This is a genomic window from Aromatoleum sp., from assembly GCF_036675785.1.
Lineage (GTDB): Bacteria > Pseudomonadota > Gammaproteobacteria > Burkholderiales > Rhodocyclaceae > Aromatoleum.
Genome location: NZ_JAKFEF010000018.1, coordinates 41,523 through 58,620, shown reverse-complemented (window position 1 = coordinate 58,620; position 17,098 = coordinate 41,523). Strand labels below are relative to the sequence as shown.

19 protein-coding genes and 1 other RNA gene are annotated in these 17,098 nt (G+C 67.1%); 8 read left to right on the top strand and 12 right to left on the bottom strand.

Annotation, left to right across the window (positions count from 1 at the left end; translation table 11 throughout):
- From mraY to rsmI, 11 genes are all read right to left on the bottom strand, one after another.
- On the bottom strand, positions 1 to 765 hold a 765-nt coding region (gene mraY / locus V6M37_RS04735; protein ID WP_332671369.1), incomplete at its 3' end, for a phospho-N-acetylmuramoyl-pentapeptide-transferase.
- 3 nt (positions 766 to 768) lie between these two features.
- A complete protein-coding gene (locus V6M37_RS04730; protein WP_332671371.1) occupies positions 769 to 2,169 on the bottom strand; it encodes a UDP-N-acetylmuramoyl-tripeptide--D-alanyl-D-alanine ligase in 1,401 nt (466 codons plus the stop codon).
- The gene (locus V6M37_RS04725) at positions 2,166 to 3,674 is read right to left on the bottom strand and encodes a UDP-N-acetylmuramoyl-L-alanyl-D-glutamate--2,6-diaminopimelate ligase (protein WP_332671368.1); all 1,509 of its coding nucleotides are present in this window, start codon (positions 3,672 to 3,674) and stop codon (positions 2,166 to 2,168) included. Before V6M37_RS04725 ends, V6M37_RS04730 begins: the two co-directional genes overlap by 4 nt.
- On the bottom strand, positions 3,671 to 5,419 hold the full coding sequence (locus V6M37_RS04720) for a peptidoglycan D,D-transpeptidase FtsI family protein (protein WP_332671367.1): 1,749 nt from the start codon (positions 5,417 to 5,419) through the stop codon (positions 3,671 to 3,673). Before V6M37_RS04720 ends, V6M37_RS04725 begins: the two co-directional genes overlap by 4 nt.
- A 10-nt stretch (positions 5,420 to 5,429) precedes the next feature.
- The gene (gene ftsL, locus V6M37_RS04715) at positions 5,430 to 5,723 is read right to left on the bottom strand and encodes a cell division protein FtsL (protein WP_332671366.1); all 294 of its coding nucleotides are present in this window, start codon (positions 5,721 to 5,723) and stop codon (positions 5,430 to 5,432) included.
- Positions 5,720 to 6,658, bottom strand: a complete 939-nt coding sequence (gene rsmH / locus V6M37_RS04710) for a 16S rRNA (cytosine(1402)-N(4))-methyltransferase RsmH (RefSeq protein ID WP_332671365.1) — start codon at positions 6,656 to 6,658, stop codon at positions 5,720 to 5,722. Before rsmH ends, ftsL begins: the two co-directional genes overlap by 4 nt.
- Positions 6,655 to 7,098, bottom strand: coding sequence for a division/cell wall cluster transcriptional repressor MraZ (gene mraZ, locus V6M37_RS04705; RefSeq protein WP_332671364.1), 444 nt, complete (start codon positions 7,096 to 7,098; stop codon positions 6,655 to 6,657). Before mraZ ends, rsmH begins: the two co-directional genes overlap by 4 nt.
- A gap of 267 nt (positions 7,099 to 7,365) precedes the next feature.
- Positions 7,366 to 7,777, bottom strand: an RNA gene (gene rnpB, locus V6M37_RS04700) — RNase P RNA component class A.
- A gap of 23 nt (positions 7,778 to 7,800) precedes the next feature.
- Positions 7,801 to 8,223 carry a hypothetical protein gene (locus V6M37_RS04695; protein WP_332671363.1) on the bottom strand — a complete coding sequence of 141 codons (423 nt, stop codon included), beginning with the start codon at positions 8,221 to 8,223 and terminating at the stop codon, positions 7,801 to 7,803.
- Between the two features lie 10 nt (positions 8,224 to 8,233).
- On the bottom strand, positions 8,234 to 9,268 hold the full coding sequence (gene pyrC / locus V6M37_RS04690; RefSeq protein WP_332671362.1) for a dihydroorotase: 1,035 nt from the start codon (positions 9,266 to 9,268) through the stop codon (positions 8,234 to 8,236).
- Positions 9,269 to 9,366: 98 nt separating this feature from the next.
- Positions 9,367 to 10,143, bottom strand: a complete 777-nt coding sequence (rsmI, locus tag V6M37_RS04685) for a 16S rRNA (cytidine(1402)-2'-O)-methyltransferase (RefSeq protein ID WP_332671361.1) — start codon at positions 10,141 to 10,143, stop codon at positions 9,367 to 9,369.
- A gap of 72 nt (positions 10,144 to 10,215) precedes the next feature.
- Between rsmI and V6M37_RS04680 the strand changes: the two genes are divergently transcribed.
- From V6M37_RS04680 to V6M37_RS04670, 3 genes are all read left to right on the top strand, one after another.
- The gene (locus tag V6M37_RS04680) at positions 10,216 to 10,638 is read left to right on the top strand and encodes a YraN family protein (protein ID WP_332671360.1); all 423 of its coding nucleotides are present in this window, start codon (positions 10,216 to 10,218) and stop codon (positions 10,636 to 10,638) included.
- Between the two features lie 80 nt (positions 10,639 to 10,718).
- On the top strand, positions 10,719 to 11,315 hold the full coding sequence (locus V6M37_RS04675) for a phosphoheptose isomerase (RefSeq protein ID WP_332671359.1): 597 nt from the start codon (positions 10,719 to 10,721) through the stop codon (positions 11,313 to 11,315).
- Complete coding sequence (locus V6M37_RS04670; RefSeq protein ID WP_332671358.1) at positions 11,312 to 11,953, top strand: BON domain-containing protein; 642 nt, start codon at positions 11,312 to 11,314, stop codon at positions 11,951 to 11,953. Before V6M37_RS04675 ends, V6M37_RS04670 begins: the two co-directional genes overlap by 4 nt.
- A 108-nt stretch (positions 11,954 to 12,061) precedes the next feature.
- On the opposite strand, the gene mpl is transcribed toward V6M37_RS04670, so the two are convergent.
- Positions 12,062 to 13,423, bottom strand: coding sequence for a UDP-N-acetylmuramate:L-alanyl-gamma-D-glutamyl-meso-diaminopimelate ligase (gene mpl, locus V6M37_RS04665; RefSeq protein ID WP_332671357.1), 1,362 nt, complete (start codon positions 13,421 to 13,423; stop codon positions 12,062 to 12,064).
- A gap of 94 nt (positions 13,424 to 13,517) precedes the next feature.
- On the opposite strand from mpl, the gene V6M37_RS04660 reads away from it, so the two are divergent.
- Genes V6M37_RS04660 through accC form a run of 5 tightly spaced genes read left to right on the top strand, consistent with a single transcriptional unit; the run spans position 13,518 to position 17,085 of the window.
- Positions 13,518 to 14,123, top strand: coding sequence for a hypothetical protein (locus tag V6M37_RS04660; protein WP_332671356.1), 606 nt, complete (start codon positions 13,518 to 13,520; stop codon positions 14,121 to 14,123).
- Positions 14,120 to 14,689 (top strand): TlpA family protein disulfide reductase, encoded by a 570-nt coding sequence (locus tag V6M37_RS04655; protein ID WP_332671355.1) that lies wholly within the window; start codon positions 14,120 to 14,122, stop codon positions 14,687 to 14,689. Before V6M37_RS04660 ends, V6M37_RS04655 begins: the two co-directional genes overlap by 4 nt.
- A gap of 37 nt (positions 14,690 to 14,726) precedes the next feature.
- On the top strand, positions 14,727 to 15,218 hold the full coding sequence (gene aroQ / locus V6M37_RS04650; RefSeq protein ID WP_332671354.1) for a type II 3-dehydroquinate dehydratase: 492 nt from the start codon (positions 14,727 to 14,729) through the stop codon (positions 15,216 to 15,218).
- 50 nt (positions 15,219 to 15,268) lie between these two features.
- Complete coding sequence (accB, locus tag V6M37_RS04645; protein ID WP_332671353.1) at positions 15,269 to 15,715, top strand: acetyl-CoA carboxylase biotin carboxyl carrier protein; 447 nt, start codon at positions 15,269 to 15,271, stop codon at positions 15,713 to 15,715.
- A gap of 8 nt (positions 15,716 to 15,723) precedes the next feature.
- A complete protein-coding gene (gene accC, locus V6M37_RS04640) occupies positions 15,724 to 17,085 on the top strand; it encodes an acetyl-CoA carboxylase biotin carboxylase subunit (protein ID WP_332671352.1) in 1,362 nt (453 codons plus the stop codon).
- Positions 17,086 to 17,098: the final 13 nt, after the last annotated feature.

Below are 17,098 nucleotides of genomic sequence, written 5' to 3'. Positions count from 1 at the left end.
CAGGAAGCCGAGTCCCGCGCCGGCGAGCGCGCCGCAGAACACCGCGAGTTCGCCGGCGCCGGCGATGTACGGGACGCCGAGGTACTTCGAGAAACCCGCGTGGCCGGCGACGTACGCGAAGATCGCGAGCGCGCCGGCGACCATCACCGTCGGCATGATCGCGAGGCCGTCGAGCCCGTCGGTCAGGTTGACCGCGTGGCTCGTGCCGTTGATGACGAAATACGACAGCGCGATGAAACCGACCATCCCCAGCGGGTACGAGACGGCCTTGAAAAACGGCACGATCAGCTCGGTCTGCGCCGGTTCGTTCGCGCTAACCGCGATGAAGACGGCCGCGGCAAGCGCGATCAGCGACGTCCACAGATATTTCCAGCGGCTCGCGAGCCCTTTCGGGTCGCGGTGGACGACCTTGCGCCAGTCATCGACCCAGCCGACCGCGCCGAAACCGAGCGTCACCAGCAGCGTCACCCAGACGTAGTGATTGCGCAGATCGCCCCACAGCAGGATCGTCACGGCGATCGCGATCAGGATCAGCGCCCCGCCCATCGTCGGCGTCCCGGCTTTCGCAAGGTGGGTTTTCGGGCCGTCGTCGCGCACCGCCTGCCCGATCTTCTTCGCGGTCAGCCAGCGGATCACCGGCGGGCCGAAGACGAAGGAGATCGCTAGCGCGGTCATCGCGGCGAGGACCGTGCGCAGCGTGATGTAGCCAAACACGTTGAAGGTGCGGATATCCTGACCGAGCCAGAGGGCGAGTTCGAGCAGCATGGGCTATTTCGTGTCTTGGGAAGGGGCGCCATTGTGCACTGCGGCAAGCGCGTCTGCCACCCGCTCCATCCTCATGAAACGCGAGCCCTTCACGACCGCGACCGTATCCGGATCCAGCTTGCGCGACAGGGCCGCGACGAGCGCTTCGACGGTGTCGAAATGCTGGCCGCCGTCGCCGAAATTTTTCGCCGCGACCGCACTCATTTCGCCGAGCGCAAACAGCGCATCGACGCCCTTGCTTTTTGCGTAACCGCCGATCTCGTCATGGACCTGCGCGCTCGTCCAGCCGATTTCACCCATGTCGCCGAGCACGAGCACCTTCCGTCCGGGCGTCGCCGCGAGCACGTCGATCGCGGCGCGCATCGAGTCGGGATTCGCGTTGTAGCTGTCGTCAAGAATCACCGAGCCGTTGATTCCTTCGCGGCGCTGCAGCCGCCCGCGCGTGCCGGTGAAGCCCGCGAGCCCCTGCTCGACCGCCACGAGGCTCGCGCCCGCTGCGAGACATGCCGCTGCGGCGCCGACCGAATTGCGCGCGTTGTGCTCCCCCGGCACTTGCAACGTCACCGCCACCCGCCCCCCGGCCGAGTCGATCTCGAGCTGCGAGCCGAGCCCGCGCAACGCGAAACGCCCGGAAACGTCCGCCTTCGACGTCAGCCCGAAGGTCACGATGCGGCGGCCCGCGTTGAGCTCGCACCAGTACCCGGCGTGTGCGTCGTCCGCATTGATGACCGCGACGCCGTCCGGGCCGAGGCCGTCGTAGATCGCGCCTTTCTCCTGCGCGATCTGGATCACCGTCCCCATCCCCTTCAGATGGGCGCGCTGCGCGTTGTTGACGATCGCGACGGTCGGCCGGGTCAGCCCGGTCAGGTACGCGATCTCGCCGGGGCGGTTCATGCCCATTTCGACGATCGCGCTGCGGTGGGTTTCGCGCAGCGCGAGCAGGGTCAGCGGCAGACCGATGTCGTTGTTCAGGTTGCCCGCGGTCGCGAGGACCGCTTCGTCCGGGTAGCCATCGAGGCAGGCCTGCGCGCGCATGATCGCCGCGCACATCTCCTTCACCGTCGTCTTGCCGTTGCTGCCGGTGACGCCGATGACCGGAATGTCGAAGCGCGCGCGCCAGGCCGCGGCGAGGGTTCCGAGCGCGAGACGGGTGTCGTCGACGACGAGGAGCGGGAGCGGCGCAGCGGCCTGCCCCGCCGCCCACTTCCTGTCGACGAGCGCCGCGCCGGCCCCGTCCGCCGCGGCCTGCGCGACGAAGTCGTGGCCGTCGAAACGTTCGCCGCGCAGCGCGACGAACAGCTGGTGGGCTTCGATCTTCCGGCTATCGGTTCCGACGGACTCGAATCGCCCCGCGCCGGACGCCTCGACGCCGAGGGCTTGCGCCGCTTCCTGCAACGACATCATCGGGAAGCCCCCGGCTTTCGATTCCACGCGAGCAGCGCCAGGCGCGCCTGCTCGATGTCTGAAAACGGCACGCGCACGCCGAGCGTCTCCTGGTACGGTTCGTGTCCCTTGCCGGCGAGGACGACGACGTCGTCCGGCCCGGCCTCTCCGATTGCGATTCCGATCGCCTGCGCCCGGTCGACGACCCGTTCGGCCTGCGGACCGGCGCCCTGCAGAATGGCCTCGATAATCGTCAGCGGATCCTCGCTGCGCGGGTTGTCGCTCGTCACGATGACGCGGTCGGCAAACTCCCGCGCGACCTCGCCCATCAGCGGACGCTTGCCAGCATCGCGGTCGCCGCCGCACCCGAACACGCAGACAAGCCGGCCGCCGCGCGTGCACACGGTGCCGCGGACGGATTCGAGCACCTTCGCGAGCGCGTCCGGCGAGTGCGCGTAGTCGATGACGACCAGCGGTTCGGCGACGCCGCCGACGAGCTGCATCCGCCCCAGTGGCGGCGTAAGCCGCGAAGCGACGCGCAACACGTCGTCCACCGGCAGGTTGCGGGCGAACAACGCGCCGATGACGGCCATCAGGTTCGAGACGTTGAACGGCGCGACCATCCGGACCTGCAGATCGCTGCGCGCGCCATTCCAGTCGAGCGCGAAGCGCAGTCCCGACGGCTCGTCCTGCAGTGCGCCGGCGACGAGCACGCGCGCGCCGGGAACCGCTTTCGCATTCGGCTCGTGCAGCGTGTAGCCGATGACCGGCATCCCCTGCGCAACGAGCCGGCGCGCCTGGGCGAGCCCGAACGCGTCGTCGAAGTTGATCACCGCGGTCCCGACGCCGGGCAGGTCGAACAGCTTCGCCTTCGACTCGGCGTAGCGTTCCATGCTGCCGTGATAGTCGAGGTGATCCCGCGTGAGGTTCGTGAACACCGCGACGTCGAACTCGACGCCGTTCACGCGCTCCTGGTCGAGACCGATCGACGACACTTCCATCGCCGCCGCCGCGGCGCCTTGGGCGCGAAAGCCGGCGAGGATGCGATGCAGTTCGAGGGCATCGGGGGTGGTGTTGGCGGAGTCGGCCAGCTCGCCCGGGAACCCGCAACCGAGCGTGCCGATGACGCCGCAACGCTGTTCGAGGTCGGCGAGCGCGCGGGCGAGCCACTGCGTGACCGTCGTCTTGCCGTTCGTCCCGGTGACGCCGACGACCCACAGATGCGAGGACGGGTACGCGTGCACCTCGTGCGCGAGATGGCCGCTGACGCCGCGCAAGCCCGACACCGGGAAGTTCGGAACCGGCAGCGATTCCGCGCGGAATCCGCCGGCATCGTCCCATAGGACGGCGGCCGCGCCCCGCTCGATCGCCGACGCGATGAAGCGGCGGCCGTCCGTGGCGAATCCGGGCCAGGCGACGAACAGATCACCCGGCGCGATGCGGCGCGAGTCGGCCGTGACGTCGTGCGGACGCACGCCCGCGATGCGCAGGCGCTCGAGAATTTCGCGTGCCCGGGCGGCGCTCACATCTTCTCCCGGACGCCCGCAGCGTCGGATTTGCGCGCCATCTGCAGCGGCACGAGCGGCGCGTCCGGTGCGACGCCCAGCGAGCGCAAGGCTCCCTCGGTGATCTGCGCAAACACCGGTGCCGCGACCGTTCCTCCGTAATACTGGCCGGCAGAGGGTTCGTCGATCATCACCGCAACGATAAGCCGCGGATTCGAAACGGGGGCGAACCCGACAAAAGACGAAACATATTTCGTCGTGTACCGGCCCCCTTCGAGCTTGCGCGCGGTTCCCGTCTTGCCCGCGACCCGGTATCCCTGGATCTGCGCACGCGGCGCAGTGCCGCCCGGCAGCGTCGCGAGTTCGAGCATCTGGCGCATCTCGCGCGCGGTCTCGATCGAGAAGATGCGCTTTCCGGCGGACGGCGGCAGTTCGAGTCGCGTCAGCGACAGCGGCAGCAGCTCGCCGTCGCGCGCGAAGGCGAGGTACGCGTACGCCATCTGGATCAGGCTCACGGAAATGCCGTGACCGAACGACATCGTCGCCTGCTCGATCGGCTTCCAGGTCCGCGCCGGCCGAAGGCGTCCGCCGGCCTCGCCCGGAAAGCCGAGATTCAGCGGCGAGCCGAATCCGACATCGTTGAACATCCGCCACATCTGCTCGGGCGCCAGGTTCAGCGCTAGTTTCACGGTGCCGACGTTCGACGACTTCTGGATCACTTCCGAAACGGTGAGCAGGCCGTGGCGGTGCGAATCCGAGATCGTCGCCCGCCCGATCGTGATGCGCCCCGGGGCCGTGTCGATGACGGTGCTCGGCTTCACGTTGCCCTGCTCGAGCGCGAGCGCGACGGCGAAAGGCTTCATCGTCGAGCCGGGTTCGTAGGTGTCGGTGAAGACGCGATTGCGCAATTGCGCGCCGCTCAGATTCGTCCGGTTGTTCGGGTTGTAAGTCGGCGCATTCGCGAGCGCGAGGATTTCACCGCTGCGGGCATCGAGGACGACGACCGCGCCGGCCTTGGCCTTGTGCGTCTGCATCGCCTGGCCCAACGCGGAATACGCGAGGTACTGGATCTTCGAATCCATCGCGAGGACGAGATCCTCTCCGTCGCGCGGTGGACGGATCGCCTCGACGTCCTCGACCACCTGGCCGCGGCGGTCGCGGATGACGCGGCGGGCGCCGGGCTTGCCGGTCAGCCGCTTGTCGAACGCGAGTTCGACACCCTCCTGGCCGCGGTCGTCGACGCCGGTGAAACCGAGCATGTGCGCCATCACCTCGCCGCCCGGGTAGTAGCGGCGGTATTCCTGCTGCTGATGGACTCCGGGAAGTTTCAGCGCCGCGATTTCACCGGCGAGCTCCGGGGACACCTGGCGCTTCAGATACGCGAAGTCGCGACCGCCACCGAGCCTGCGGTTCAGCTCCTCGACGTCGATTTCGAGCAACTGCGCGAGCTTGCGCGCTTCCGCCGGCGACAGGCGCGCGTCCGACGGAATCGCCCAGATCGAGCGCACCGGGGTGCTGACCGCGAGCATGTCGCCATGGCGATCGGTCACGCGTCCCCGAGTCGCCGGCACTTCGATCGCCCGTGCGTAGCGCGACTCGCCTTTCGCTTGCAGGAACTCGTTATTGACGCCCTGGAGATAGAGCGCGCGCCCGACCAGCGCGAACGAACACGCGAGCAACCCGAGCATTACCAGACGCGGGCGCCATTCGGGCAGCCCGTTCTTCAGCAACGGATTGTGATTGAACGTCACCGAACGCCTTTTCATGCCGGCGCCCTCACCGTCTCGCAACCGGAGGGGCAGCCACGCTGGGCCCTCCGACGGAAATCATCTGCCCGCGGGCGGGCGGGCGCATGCCGATGCGCTCGCGCGCGATCTTTTCCACGCGCGCATGGGCGGCCCAGGTGCTCTGTTCGAGTTGCAACTGCCCCCACTCGACGTCGAGACCCTGAGCGCGTGCCTGCTCGCGTTCGAGCTCGGAAAACAGCTTGCGCGCCTGGTGCTGCGCAGCGACCACGCCGAGCGCGCTGCAGACCGCGAGCGCCAGCAGGAAAGCATCCACGCGGATCACAGCCGCGCCTCCGCCCGTGCGGCCACGCGCATCACCGCGCTGCGGGCACGCGGATTGGCCGCGATTTCGTCGGCGCCCGGACGCTGCGCCTTTCCGACGAGCCGGAGCCGCGGAGCGGGCAACTCGGCCGCACGCAGCGGCAGCCGCGCCGGCAATTGCGCGGGCCGTGACTCGTCGCGCATGAAGCGCTTGACGATGCGGTCTTCGAGCGAGTGGAAACTGATGACGACGAGGCGCCCCCCGGCCTTCAGACGCGCGATCGCGTCAGGCAGAACGGACGACAGCTCTTCGAGCTCCTGATTGATGAAAATCCGTAGAGCTTGAAAACTCCGCGTCGCCGGGTGCTGCCCCGGCTCGCGTGTGCGGACCGCTTTTTCCACGATCGCGGCAAGCTGTCGAGTGGTTGCAACAGCCCCCCCTGCCCGAGCAGCAGCAATCGCCTTTGCAATCGCATGAGCAAACCGTTCTTCCCCATAATCCCTGAGCACCTCCGTGATTTGCGCGACCGACGCGTCGGCCAGCCATTGCGCCACGGTCTGGCCGCGGCTCGTATCCATCCGCATGTCCAGCGGGGCATCGAAACGGAAGCTCATCCCCCGCGCCGGCTCGTCAAGCTGCGGGGACGACACGCCGAGATCGAGCAGCACCCCGTCGACGGCATCGATCCCGAGGCGCGCGAGTTCTTCATCGAGCGCGCTGAACGGGGCATGCACCACTTCGAGCCGCGGATCGGCGATCGTGCGACCGACCTCGATCGCGCTCGGATCACGATCGAACGCGATCAGACGTCCCTCGGAGCCGAGCTTCGCGAGGATCGCCTTGCTGTGGCCGCCGCGGCCGAACGTCCCATCGACGTACACGCCGTTCGCCTTGATCGCCAGCGCGTCCACTGCTTCCGTTAGCAGAACACTGACATGCTGTTGCTCTGCGGTCACAGCGCCAGACTCTCGAATCCTGTCGGAAGCGCGCCGCTGGACAACGCCAGCATCGCCTCCTGCTGTTTCTGCCAGCCCGCATCCGACCACAACTCGAAATGGCTGCCTTGCCCGACCAGCCATACCTGCTTGTCGAGCCCGGCCCATTGACGCGATGACGGCGCAACGAGGACGCGACCGGCCGCGTCTAATTCTTCTTCCTGTGCAAAACCGATCAGCAACCGCTTCAGCGATGCCGTGGCCGGATCGAGACCGGGCAACGCGGAGACTTGCTGCCGGATACCTTCCCATGTCGAGCGGGGATAGACGAGAAGACACTGATGGGGGTGCGCGGTGATGACCAGGGGAGCCCCGTCGGGGACGAGGGAATCACGATGCCGGGCGGGGATCGCAAGGCGACCCTTGGCATCGAGACTGAGCGCGATGGCTCCCTGGAACATTTTTCCCCCTGGATTGCGAAAACGAAGCCTCGAATGACACTTCGACCCACTTTTTCCCACTGGTTCCCACTCTAGGGTAAAGGTTGTGCCCGGTCAAGCCGCCTGGCACGACTTTTCCTTTGTTACACAGTGACTTATGGAAAGCACGGGCAATGGCATAAACCCTGAAAAATCAAGGCATATACCGTATTCTTATGAGAAATGAGGAGAGGTCCGATACGTGACTTACGGAGGACCCGGGATAGCGAAAAAATCGCAAATGGAATTAAGGGAAGTTCGCCGATAAGCCGGGTTCTGTCGAGCGGTCGCGGAGTGACCGCGACCGCCGGGCAGTCATTCCTCTGGGCGCCGTGTTGCCACGGCGCTCGAGCAGCCTACCCGGGAGCAGCGCGAGCAGCGCCATCGCTCCCCTATTTGGCCTTGCCCCGGATGGGGTTTGCCGTGCCAGTCCTGTTGCCAGTCCTGCGGTGGGCTCTTACCCGGCGGACTCGCGTCCGCCCGGAGCTTGCGCTCCGCACCATTTCACCCTTGCCTGATCTCCTGGCGGAGCCATCGGCGGTATGCTTTCTGTTGCACTTTCCGTCGCCTTGCGACGCCCGGCCGTTAGCCGGCATCCTGCTCTATGGGGCCCGGACTTTCCTCCACGCACGAAATGCGCAGCGACTGCCTGGCGAACTTCCGCCGGCGATTATACGCGGACTTTCAGCCTCCCGCCGGAACAAACGCGGCGCCGCCGTCCGCGAGGCGGAACGTGCCGACCAGCGGACCCGGAGGCGTGTGGGCGGAGTTGTCCCAGTCCTGCACCTGGCACTCGGTCGTGCTGACGAGATACCAGCGGTCGCCCTGCCGCAGCGCCCAGAGACGATCTCCCGCTTCGAAGACTTCGATGTCCGTCAGTTCGGTCGCATCGGGGTGGATCGGGACGCGGCGCTGGCATTGCGGCAAGCGCGACGCGATCACCGCCTGATTGACCGTATCGGTCCAGAAATACGGCTTCTCGCGGACGAGGATCAAGGCGTGCTGACTGCCGTCGATCATGTACGCGGTCGCGCTGTTCTCGCACGCGGCGAGCAACGGGAGGACAGCGACCGCGACGATCGAGCGCAAAAGGGCGGGTCCGGTCATCGGGCTTCCTTCACACCAGCCGCCATGCGACGCGCTCGCCCGCCCTCAGCGGCACCAGCACGTCGTCGGTGGGATAGTCATACGCCGCGGGCACTTCCCAACTGTCCTTGACCAGCGTGATGCGGCCGGGGTTGGGCGGCAGGCCGTAGAACTCGGGGCCGTTCAGGCTCGCAAAACCTTCCAGTTTGTCGAGCGCGCCAGCCTGATCGAACGCTTCAGCGTACAACTCGATGCCCGCGTGAGCCGTGTAGCAGCCGGCGCAGCCGCAGGCCGCCTCCTTCGCGCTGCGCGAATGGGGCGCCGAGTCAGTGCCGAGGAAGAACTTCGGATTGCCCGAGGTCGCCGCCTCGACCAGCGCGCGGCGGTGCGTTTCGCGCTTGAGAACCGGGAGACAGTAATGATGCGGGCGAATCCCGCCGGCGAATATCGCGTTGCGGTTGAGCAGCAGATGATGGGCCGTGATCGTCGCACCGATGTTCGGACCGGCCTCCTGCACGAAGCGCGCCGCGTCCGCGGTGGTGATGTGCTCGAACACGATGCGCAGCGCCGGAAAGCACCCCACGAGCGGCGCGAGCACCCGCTCGATGAAGACCTGCTCGCGGTCGAACACATCGACGTCGGGATCGGTCGCTTCGCCGTGCACGCAGAGCACCATGCCGAGCCGCTCCATCCGCTCGAGCACGGGATACACCTTGTCGATCGCCGTGACCCCCGCATCCGAATTCGTCGTCGCGCCGGCCGGATAGAGCTTCACCGCGATGACCCGGCCGCTCGCCTTCGCGCGGTCGATCTCGTCGGGCGCGGTATTGTCGGTGAGGTACAAAGTCATCAGCGGGTCGAAATCGAGGCCCGCGGGCACCACCGCGAGGAGGCGGGCGCGGTACGCGAGCGCCTGCTCCGTCGTCGTCACCGGCGGCCGCAGGTTCGGCATAATCAACGCGCGGCCGAAACGGCGAGCCGTGTGCGGCACGACCGTCAACAGCGCGTCGCCGTCGCGCACGTGCAGGTGCCAGTCGTCGGGTCGGATCAGGGAAATCGTTTGCATGGTTTCGCGTGAAAAAAAAGATCGATCGGGCAGGCGGCCTTCGAGCACGGCGTTCGAAATGAAATCGCCGTTACGCGATGCCTCGATTATATGCAGCTTCAGCCGGCCTTGAGTTCGAGCGCGCGCGCGTACAACGCGTTCTTCGGCGCCCCGGTGATCTCCGCCGCGAGACGTGCCGCGGTCTTGACCGGGAGTTCCGCGACCAGCAGCGCGAGCACCTTTTCCGCCTGTGCGTCGAGCCCCTGCGCCTCGGGCGCCCCCGACACGATCAGCACGAATTCGCCGCGGCTACGGTTCGGATCGTCGGCCAGCCACGCCCCCGCCCCGGCGAGCGGCAGCCGGACGATCTGCTCATAGAGCTTGGTCAGTTCTCGGGCGATGACGATTTCGCGGACCGGCTCGAGCACCGCGGCGAGGTCTGCGACGCACTCGGCGATCCGGTGCGGCGACTCGTAGAACACGACCGGCACGGCGAGGTCGCGCAAAACCTCGATCTCGGCCCGGCGGGCGGCTTGCCGCGCCGGCAGGAAACCGACGAAATGAAAGCCGCTGTCGACGAAGCCCGACGCCGACAACGCCGCGATAGCCGCGCACGCGCCGGGCACCGGGACGACGGGGAATCCCGCCTCACGCACGCGTGCGACGGCCCGGGCGCCCGGATCCGAGATCGCGGGGGTGCCGGCGTCGCTGATCAGCGCGACGTGCTTGCCGTCCTCGAGCATTCGGATCACCTGCCCGACGGCCGCCTGCTCGTTGTGTTCGTGCAGCGGGAAGAGACGCGTGCTGACGCCGAGGGCATCGAGGAGGCGCTGACTGTGTCGCGTGTCCTCGGCCGCAATCGCGTCGACGGTGCCGAGGACTGCCCGCGCCCGCATGCTGATGTCCTGCAAATTCCCGAGCGGCGTCGCCACCACATACAATGACGGCGTACTGGACAGGGACGAGGGATGATGGGACATGGCGCCGCCGGGGGTAAAGTCGGGGAAGCGATTGTCGGCCGCGGGTCGGGAACGACGCAAGCGCGCGGGGGTGCCGCCGAAGCCGCAGCCGAGCGTTTTCTCGCCCGGCACGGCGTGGCCGTCCTCGGGCGCAACGTGCGCTGCAGAGGTGGCGAGGTGGATCTCGTCTGCCTCGACCGCGACACCGTCGCGTTCGTCGAAGTCCGTTTGCGCAGCAACCCGCGCTTCGGCGGCGCGGGCGCGAGCATCACTGTCGCGAAACAGCGCCGCGTCGTCCTCGCCGCGCGCTGGTGGCTCGCCGGCGCGGGTCGACGTTACGCGGATTACCCGTGCCGCTTCGACGCCGCGCTGCTTTCTTCCGTCGACGAGGCGACCGTCGAGTGGATCCGGGGTGCGTTCGACGCGGGATAGCGGTGCGCCGGGGCTCCGAGCCGCCAATCCGCGCGCATGCTAGACTTTGCGCCCGACGAAGTGACCCGAGAGACTCCGCCATGGACCTCATCCATCGCATTTCCCGCCAATTCGAGGACAGCGCCCGCGTCAAACTCGACGCGATCGAAGCCCTTGCGGCCCCGATCGCCGGCGCGATCGAGATCATGACGGGCAGTCTGCTGAACAACGGCAAGATCCTGTCCTGCGGCAACGGGGGATCGGCGGCGGACGCGCAGCATTTCGCCGCCGAACTCGTGAACCGTTTCGAGATGGAGCGCCCGCCGCTCGCGGCCGTCGCGCTGACGACCGACACCTCGACGCTGACCTCGATCGCGAACGACTACGACTACAACCAGATTTTCTCGAAGCAGGTCAGCGCGCTCGGACAAGCGGGCGACGTGTTGCTAGCGATTTCGACCAGCGGCAATTCGCCGAATGTCATCGAAGCGATCAGCGTCGCGCACGAACGCGACATGCGCGTCATCGCGCTGACCGGCAAGGGCGGCGGCCGCATCGGCCAAATGCTCACCGATCACGACATCCACCTGTGCGTGCCCGCGGACCGCACGGCCCGCATCCAGGAAGTTCACCTGCTCGTCCTGCACTGCCTGTGCGACGGCATCGATTGTCTGTTACTCGGAGTAGAAGACGAATGAGCAAGCAAGGCGCATCCGGCAGCCGCCGGACCCTTCTCCTCGGCCTGACCGCCGCGGCGACCCTGCCCGCCCTGCAGGGCTGCTTCCCGCTGGTGGCCGGCGGCGTCGGCGTCGGCGCGGCAATGGCGGCCGACCGGCGCACGTCGGGCGCCTACGTCGAAGACGAAGGGATCGAGTGGCGGGCGGCAAGCGCGATTCGCGACCGCATGGGCGACGCGGTACATGTCAACGTGACGGCGTTCAACCGCAACGTGCTGCTGACCGGGGAGGCGCCGTCGGAAGCGCATCGCGCGGAGATCGAACGCGTGATGAGCCGCGTGCCGAACGTGCGGGGAATCACGAACGAAGTACAGATCGCCGGTATCTCGTCGCTGACTTCGCGCAGCGACGACTCGGTCGTCACGTCGAAGGTCAAGGCGCGCTTCGTCGATGCGGCCACTTTCGGCGCCCACCTCGTCAAGGTCGTCACCGAAGCGGGGACGGTTTTCCTGCTCGGACTCGTGACACGGCGCGAAGCGGACGCGGCAACCGAGGTCGCGCGCAGGACGAGCGGCGTGCGGAAGGTCGTCCGGGTGTTCGAATACATCACCGACGACGAAGCCAGACGACTTGAAGGCCGCTCGACTTCCGCACAGTAAGCGTTCAACGGGCGACAGCGCAGCGCCGTCGCCCGCCCGGGGAAGAAGGCGGGCCTTCCGCCCTCCCGCACGCGCGACGACGAAAGCCGTGCCTTTCCTCGACGGCCGCTACGCGGCGAGCGGACGGCGTTCCAGCGCAGCGAGCAGCTTGTCGTGAATTCCGCCGAAGCCGCCGTTACTCATCACGAGGATGTGATCACCGGGACGTGCGTCACCGGCGACGCGGGCGACAAGGCCGTCGAAATCCTCGAACGTGACCGCGCGCTCGCCCAACGGTGCGAGCGCGCCCGCCGCATCCCAGCCGAGGCCCTTCGTATAGCAGTAGGTGAAATCGGCGAGCCCCAGGCTCTCCGGCAGCCGGTCTTTCATCACGCCGAGCTTCATCGTGTTCGAGCGCGGCTCCAGCACCGCCAGGATCCGGCCCTCCGGCTCGCTGCGGCGCAAGCCCTCGACCGTCAGCGCGACGGCGGTCGGATGATGCGCGAAATCGTCATAGACGGTGACGCCATTGACCGCGCCGCGCTTCTCCATCCGCCGCTTGATGCCTTCGAAGCGGGCGAGACTCGCGATCGATTGCGCCGGCGTGACGCCGACGTGCCGTGCCGCGGCGACCGCGGCGAGCGCGTTGCAGCGATTGTGGCTGCCGGCCATCGGCATCGCGACTCGTCCCACGACCGTGCCGTCGAAGCTGAATGCCGCCTCCGCCTCGTCGGTGCCGCGCGCGACCGACCACTGCGCGCCATCGCCGAACCATTCGAGTTCCGACCAGCACCCCCGCGCCAGCACGCGCCCGAGGCTCGCCTCCGCGCCGTTCGCGATGATCCGGCCCGACGCCGGAATCGTGCGGACGAGGTGATGGAACTGCGTCTCGATCGCGGCGAGGTCGGCGAAGATGTCCGCGTGATCGAACTCGAGGTTGTTGAGGATCGCCGTGCGCGGGCGGTAATGGACGAACTTCGACCGTTTGTCGCAGAACGCGGTGTCGTACTCGTCGGCTTCGATGACGAAAAACGGCGAATCGGTGAGCCGTGCGGAAACCCCGAAATTTCCCGGCACGCCGCCGATCAGGAAGCCAGGATTCAGGCCCGCGTCTTCGAGCAGCCACGCGAGCATCGACGTCGTCGTCGTCTTGCCGTGCGTGCCCGCGACCGCGAGCACCCATAGTCCCTGCAGCACGTTGTCCGCAAGCCATTGCGGACCGGACACATACGGCAGGCCGCGATCGAGAATCGCCTCGAGCAGCGGATTTCCGCGGGAAATCGCGTTGCCGACGACGAACACATCGGGCTCGAGGTCGAGCTGCGCCGCGTGGAATCCTTCGGTCAGGCGGATGCCCTGCTCCTCGAGCTGCGTGCTCATCGGCGGATAGACGTTCGCGTCGCAGCCGGTCACCGTGTGGCCGGCAGAGCGTGCGAGCAGCGCGATGCCGCCCATGAAGGTGCCGCAGATGCCGAGAATGTGGATGTGCATGAAGACTCCGTAAGCCGCGGCCTGCAACGTTACTGAAAAGCCCGCGTGTAGAATGGGCGGCATTCTACATCGACCGCCTCCCGGACTCGCGACCATGCCTTCCCGCGCGAACCCTTCCCGACCCGGCACCTTGCGGCGCGAAATCGCGGCTTTGGCTGCGCGCATGATGGCCGAGGACGGCATCAGCGACTTCGGCTTCGCGAAACGAAAGGCCGCGCGCCAGCTCGGCGCGAACGAATCGGAGGCGTCCCTGCCGAACAACGCGGAAATCGAAGCCGAGTTGCGGGCCTGGCAGGCGCTGTACCAGGACGAGGAACAAGCCGAGCGCGTGTCCGAAATGCGCCGCACCGCCGTCGAAGTGATGCGCCTCCTCGACGAATTCCGCCCCTACCTCACCGGCGGCGCACTCGACGGCACCGCGGGCCGTTACACCGAGGTCGAGATCGAGCTCTATCCGGAGAGCACGAAGGAGGTGGAGATCTTCTTCCTGAACCAGAACCTCGCTTACGAGCATCGCGAACCGCGCCGCGGTGCGCCGAACGCGCCCGAAGCGATCCTCGCTTTCGACTGGGATCACGTCCCGGTGCGCCTGTCGCTGTACGACGCGAACGCCGAACGGAGCGCGCGGCGCAGCGACGTGCGCGCTCGCCTCGCGGCCGTCGAAGCGCTGCTGCACGCCGACGAGCCGCCCGCCGAATGAGGCGACCGGCGCGCCTTCTCGCGATCGTCGCGGTTGCCGCGGTGGCCGGCGTTGCGGGGTACCTCGCTCGCGAGCACAGCAGGAGCGACACCGGCGGCATTGAAATCGCGGCCGGCGCCGGGCGGGAACTGCTCGCGACGAGCCTGCCCGACGCTGATGGAAACATCCAGCCGCTGGACCAGTGGCGCGGCAAGGTGCTGGTCCTGAACTACTGGGCGACCTGGTGCCCGCCCTGCATGAAGGAAATTCCCGACTTCGCGAGCGTAAGCCGCGACTTCGCCGACGAGCCGGTCCAGTTCGTCGGCATCAGTGTCGATCGCGTCGAGAATGTCCGGGCATTCGACGAGCGCATGGATGTGCCCTACCCGTTGCTGATCGCGCCGCCACAGGCACTCGAAGCCACCGCCCGCCTCGGCAACACCGCGCAGGCGCTTCCCTTTACGGTGATCCTCGACGGACGGGGCGACATCGCGCACCTCAAGCTCGGCGTCTTGAACAAGTCGGAACTAGAAGGCAAAATCCGCGCACTGCTCGCGCGCGACATCGCGCCAAACTCCGCGCAATAGTGGACAACAGGTAGCGAACTGCGGCAAACTTGCCGATATGACGCGCTCAAAACGCAGCAAAGATTCAGACTCGGCGCCGCCGGAGCCGACCCGGATTCTGGTCCTCCACGGCCCGAACCTCAATCTCCTCGGCACTCGCGAACCCGAAATCTACGGGCGAACGACGCTCGCCGACGTCCATGCTGCGATGGACGCGCGAGCCCGCGCTGACGGCGTCGTCCTCGAATCGTTCCAGAGCAATCACGAAGGGCAGCTCATCGACCGGATCCAGGCCTCGGCCACCGAGAACGTCGATTTCATCATCATCAATCCGGCCGGCTACACGCACACCAGCGTCGCGATGCGCGACGCGCTCGCCGCGGTCGAAGTGCCCTACGTCGAAGTGCACTTGTCGAACATCCACGCGCGGGAACCCTTCCGGCATCACTCCTATTTTTCCGATCGCGCCACCGGCGTGATTTGCGGGCTGGGCGCCTACGGCTACATGGCCGCGCTCGAATTCGCCCTCTCGCAACTGCGGAAAACCTGAACAACACCCTCGGGCGGCGCCGTCGCGGCGCCGTCGTCACGGAGAACATCATGGATCTGCGCAAGCTGAAGAAGTTGATCGACCTCGTCCAGGAGTCGGGCATTTCCGAACTCGAAGTCACCGAAGGCGAAGAAAAGGTACGCATTGCGAAGCACAACGGTGCGCCGGTGGCGAATTACGTGCCCGCAATGCCGGTCGCCGCGCCGCAGCTCGCGCCGGCGCCGTCCGGCGTCGTCGCGCCTCCGGTCGAGGAGATCCCCGAGGGGACGGTCGTGAAATCGCCGATGGTCGGTACGTTCTATCGCGCCACGGCGCCGGGCGCGAAGCCGCTCGTCGACGTCGGCCAGCCGGTCGCCGTGGGCGACCGGCTGTGCATCATCGAAGCGATGAAGCTCATGAACGAGATCGAGTCCGAGTGCGCCGGCACCGTGAAAGCGATCCTCGTGGAGAACGGCCAGCCGGTCGAATACGGCCAGCCGCTGTTCGTCATCGCCTGATCGCGCCCATGTTCGAAAAGATCCTGATCGCCAACCGCGGGGAAATCGCCCTCCGCGTGCTGCGCGCGTGCCGCGAACTCGGCATCCGCACCGTCGCCGTGCATTCGACCGCCGACACGGAAGCGAAGTACGTGAAGCTCGCGGACGAATCCGTGTGCATCGGCCCGCCGCAGTCGGCGATGAGCTACCTCAACGTTCCCGCGATCATCTCGGCCGCCGAAGTCACCGACGCCGCGGCGATCCATCCGGGCTACGGCTTCCTCTCCGAGAACGCCGACTTCGCCGAGCGCATCGAGCAGTCGGGCTTCGTGTTCATCGGGCCGCGGCCGGACACGATCCGCCTGATGGGCGACAAGGTCAGCGCGAAGGATGCGATGAAGGCAGCGGGCGTGCCCTGCGTCCCGGGCTCCGAAGGCGCGCTGCCGGAAGACCCGAAGGAGATCGTGCGGATCACCCGCGCCATCGGCTACCCGGTGATCATCAAGGCGGCGGGCGGCGGCGGCGGCCGCGGGATGCGCGTCGTGCATACCGAAGCGGCATTGCTGAACGCCGTCACGACGACGCGCGCGGAAGCCCAGGCGGCGTTCGGCAACCCCGTCGTGTACATGGAGAAGTTCCTCGAGAACCCGCGCCACGTCGAGATTCAGGTGCTCGCCGACGAACATGGCAACGCGGTGTACCTCGGCGAGCGCGACTGCTCGATGCAGCGCCGGCACCAGAAGGTCATCGAAGAAGCGCCGGCGCCGGGCATCGACCGCAAGGCGATCGCGAAGGTCGGCGAGCGCTGCGCCGAAGCGTGCCGCAAGATCGGCTACCGCGGCGCCGGGACCTTCGAATTCCTGTACGAGAACGGCGAGTTCTACTTCATCGAAATGAACACCCGCGTGCAGGTCGAACATCCGGTGACCGAGATGATCACCGGCATCGACATCGTCCAGGCGCAGATCCGGATCGCAGCCGGCGAAAAGCTGTGGTTCCGCCAGCGCCAGATCGAGTTCCGCGGCCATGCGATCGAATGCCGCGTCAACGCCGAGGACCCGTTCAAATTCACGCCCTCGCCGGGACGGATCACGAACTGGCACACGCCCGGCGGACCGGGTGTGCGCGTCGACTCGCACGTCTATAACGGCTACACGATCCCTCCGCATTACGATTCGATGATCGGCAAGCTGATCGCCTATGGCGACACGCGCGAACAGGCGATCCGCCGGATGCGCATCGCGCTGTCCGAGATGGTCGTCGAAGGCATCAAAACGAACGTCCCGCTGCACCAGGAGCTGATGCTCGACGCGCGCTTCATCGAAGGTGGTACCAGCATCCACTACCTGGAACACAAGCTGGCCGATCGCAACGAAGTCAAGACACCCTGACGCGGGAACCGGG